Below are 3,721 nucleotides of genomic sequence, written 5' to 3' on the forward strand. Positions count from 1 at the left end.
ACAAAAAGCCCGTGGCGTAGGCCGCGGGCTTTTTTGCTGTCAGGGGGGGGCCTCAGGTGCGGATGATGCTCAGTCCAGCCGCACGGAAGGCCGGACGAAGGTTTCGACCCAGTCGGAATAAAAGGACATCAGCCCCCGGTAATAGCCAAACAGTTCGATCTGGTGCTGGCGATAGAGCATGAGATGGGCCATTCGCGCCGAGAAGCCGTGCGAGATGCCCCCCCCCCAGACCGTACCGCCCGGAAGAGCCGCCCAGCCATTGTATTTCCCCAGAGCCACGATCGCGCCTTTGTTGTGGAAAATACAGCCCGGGACTTTCTGGCCATGCTCGATCCAGGCCGGCAGATGGCGCGCCAGATGCCTGGCCTGCTGGCGGGCGACCTGAGCTGTAGCGGGCAGGGGATCGTCCTGGATGAAGGAGCAGTCTCCCATGGCGAAAATCCGCTCGTCATCAATGGAGGACAGGTTCGGATTGACGAGGATCTGACCGGTCCTGTTGATCGTCAGCCCACCATACGCAGTCGTGACCTCAGGGGCTCGGACGCCAGCCGCCCAGACGCGCAGCTTGGCCGAAACATAGGACCCGTCCTTAAGCGTGAAACCATGCTCATCGGCCGCCGCGACGCGCGCATTGGTGCGGACGGTAACGCCGATATGTTCGAGTTCCTGCTGCGCCGCAGCCGAGACGGATTCCGGAAAAGCGGGAAGGATGCGCGCGCCGGACTGCAACAGCGTAACATGCAGTTTGGGCGGGGCCTTGCCGAAAGCATGCAGGTTATACGGCCCCACGATTTCCAGCGCCTTGTGAAGCTCGGCGGCAAGCTGCACACCGGTCGCACCGCCGCCGACGATCGCAATGTCCAGTTCGGAATTGTTAGCGAAGGCGCGGAGCAGCTCCATCCGGAACTTCTCGTTGAACGCATTGGCGTCCACGAGATTGTCGATGGACATGCAGTGTTCCTTGACGCCGGGCGTGCCGAAATCATTGGCGGTACTGCCGATCGCGATGACGATCGTGTCGTATTTCATGCGTCGGCTTTCCAGAATGACGGTGCCGTCGGCTTCCAGAAGCGGGCTGAGAATGACCTCGCGGTTCTCGCGGTCAATGGAGGCGACCTCGCCGGGCCAGAACTCGAAATGGTGCCCGCTGGCCTGGGAGATGAAGTTCACCTTGTCGTTTTCATTGCTGAGCGTGCCGGAGGCAAAGCAGTGCAGCATCGGTTTCCAGACATGGGAAAAGCTCTTGTCGATCAGCGTGATGCGCGCCTTTCCGGATTTTCCCATCGACTTGCCGAGGCGGGTTGCAAGGGAAAGACCGGCAACACCGCCACCGATAATCAGAATTTCAGATCGAGACGCCATCGGTTTTCAGGCCTCCGTTCAGGGGGTGGGCAACAGAAAAAGACACGAGGGAAGAGACGTTTACCGCGCATAGCGGCAGTAAACGGGGAATTCGCCATTAATTATTATGAAAATATGAGAATGCTAAAAATCATATTCAAGTTACCGCGGTGCACTCTCTGGATATTTTTTTAAAGAACTCAAATATCCGTGATGGTTCTGTAGAAGAGAATGCTGCGAGATCTTTCCTTGTGCGCATTGTTTATATTTTTAAAATCGCACAATTCACAATAGTAAAAAACTATCGATTTAAGTGAAAAAAAAAGAAACCTTTAGATTGAATGAGTTACAGATAGTTAAATGAAACAAAATATTAACATGAGAAATAATCGGAAATCAGCAAGTGTCCCGCGCAGCGGGAAAAGGTCTCCGTTTATTCCAATTCAGGACTTCACCAATGCATTTTTCAGGTCGGTCTTTCGCGTTTGTGTTTTCAGCGACCGTCTCATCTCTTGCGCCAGTTATTGCTTTTGCGCAGGATTTTCAGAGCGTCTTTGCCCTACCCTCACAGTCTCTGACATCTGCCCTGACGACTTTCAGCCGACAGACTGGGGTTCCCGTCGCATTTGATTCCAGCCTGACAGACAAACTGCGGTCCAGGCCTCTTTATGGCAGAATGGATAATCTGCAAGCACTGCAGAGACTTCTTGGTAAAAATACTTTCAGAGTGGATGCGTCAAATCCAAAGCATATTATGCTGCATCCGGTCCCATCCAGAAAATCCACCGGACTGGAAGCCGATACGGTGGATAACCTGACAGTCCGGGGTAGCCGGCATGAACTGCGCACGAAGCGTAATTTTGTCGGCGTCGTTGACTCGATCACCTATGACGACACGTCCAACCTTGGTGGCGCGACGTCAGTGGCTCAGCTGTTGACGCAGCTTCCGGGCGTCACAGGGATCCGCAATGGTGACGAGCCACGTTATATCAGTGTGCGAGGCGTTTCGTCTGACCTTAATCAGACAACGCTGGATGGCCTGACGCTTGCAAGTATCAGTGACGGTGGCAGCATCCGCAGGCGCGTCAATATGCAGAACATACCCGCAGAAATGACCGGTGAGGACGATATTTACAAGACGTTTACAGCTGAACAGGATGGAGGAGCCATTGGCGCGGTCATAAACATGAATCCCCGTAGCGCCTTTGACCATGACGGGCTTTACAAATACATCAATGCTTACGGTATTTACGGAACCGCAAAAGGGTCTGCGGGCGCCAACAGAATCCCCGGCATGTCGCCGCATCTGGGGCAGGGCGCCAAGGCCGTTTTCTCGGACCGGTTTGGAAAAAACAGGGAATTCGGGATCATGACCTCGTTCCGCTATCAGAGGCGGACCCGGAACACGACCAAGAAGTGGCAGGAAGACAGCTACAATTATTATAACAGCAAGGGGAAAATCCTGAGCCCCAATGATTCCAGCACTTCGGGTTGGAACGGCATGACCGCCCCGCGTTATGTCGATGGTGGCAGCTATTCCAACGATCTGAACTCTCTGGGTGGGGCTGCGCGTCTTGAATGGCATCCAACAAATAGCGGATTCAGTGCGTCCGTTATGGGATATTCTTACGAGAGGTGGGAAAATTCCTTCATGGAACATAACGAATACCTGCTGGACGATACGGGCATCTGGAACCAGACCCCAACGTCCGGCCGTGAATACATCTATCGCGCCAGGACAATTGGTCGGAAAGATAACTGGCAGATGAATACCAATGGTGTTCTGGGCAATCTGAGCTGGCACGACAATATTTCGGCGTTAAAGCTGCGCGCCGGATATACGTGGGAAGATTATTATAACCACGAACCCTATGTGACGGCCCGGGTGTATCCGAAAGAGACGTCGAAAGGTGCGGTTTATGCTGATTATACAATCAACAAGGAAAACGTGGCTAATCTTGTCGATATTATCGACATGAACAAACTCCTCAACAGTGGTTACGCATTTCAGACGGTTCAGCAGGAATATGACCGTGACCATGAGGGCGTTACGAACGTCCGTCTGGATTATACTCGCAACCTCGATCCGGGTTTTCGCGGATTTGGATTTGCGAGCGGTTTTGAATGGCGGAGTCTGAACGGTACCAATTCGTCAGATCAACTTTGGTACAAGCCGGGCGGCAGTGCGGCTTCCAGCATGTTCATCCCCGACATGAAGAACCCGAATGGCCCATTTTTTGATCTGAGCGATTTTGACTGGAGCAAACAGATACTCGATCCGGTCAAATCTAAAAATTATACGGAACTGGCGTATTTTCGCTATCAGGAACAGCTTTTTGATGGATATGTCTCGCTGCATTACAAGTGGCGGAACTCACAG

Annotated in this window: 2 protein-coding genes; one reads left to right on the top strand and one right to left on the bottom strand. The window is 53.2% G+C overall.

Annotated features, from left to right (window positions below; genetic code table 11):
• Positions 1-69: 69 nt before the first annotated feature.
• Positions 70-1,362 carry an NAD(P)/FAD-dependent oxidoreductase gene (locus GFJ39_RS13655; RefSeq protein ID WP_153431984.1) on the bottom strand — a complete coding sequence of 431 codons (1,293 nt, stop codon included), beginning with the start codon at positions 1,360-1,362 and terminating at the stop codon, positions 70-72.
• Between the two features lie 382 nt (positions 1,363-1,744).
• On the opposite strand from GFJ39_RS13655, the gene GFJ39_RS13660 reads away from it, so the two are divergent.
• A partial coding sequence (locus GFJ39_RS13660; RefSeq protein WP_153431985.1) for a TonB-dependent receptor plug domain-containing protein occupies positions 1,745-3,721 on the top strand: 1,977 nt, incomplete at its 3' end.

Source organism: Gluconobacter aidae (genome assembly GCF_009547075.1).
In the GTDB taxonomy this organism is placed as follows: Bacteria; Pseudomonadota; Alphaproteobacteria; order Acetobacterales; family Acetobacteraceae; genus Gluconobacter; species Gluconobacter aidae.

Coding starts and splice junctions, on each gene's coding strand:
- GFJ39_RS13655 (WP_153431984.1), bottom strand. CDS start 1,362: ATGGCGTCTCGATCTGAAATTCTGATTATCGGTGGCGGTGTTGCCGGT.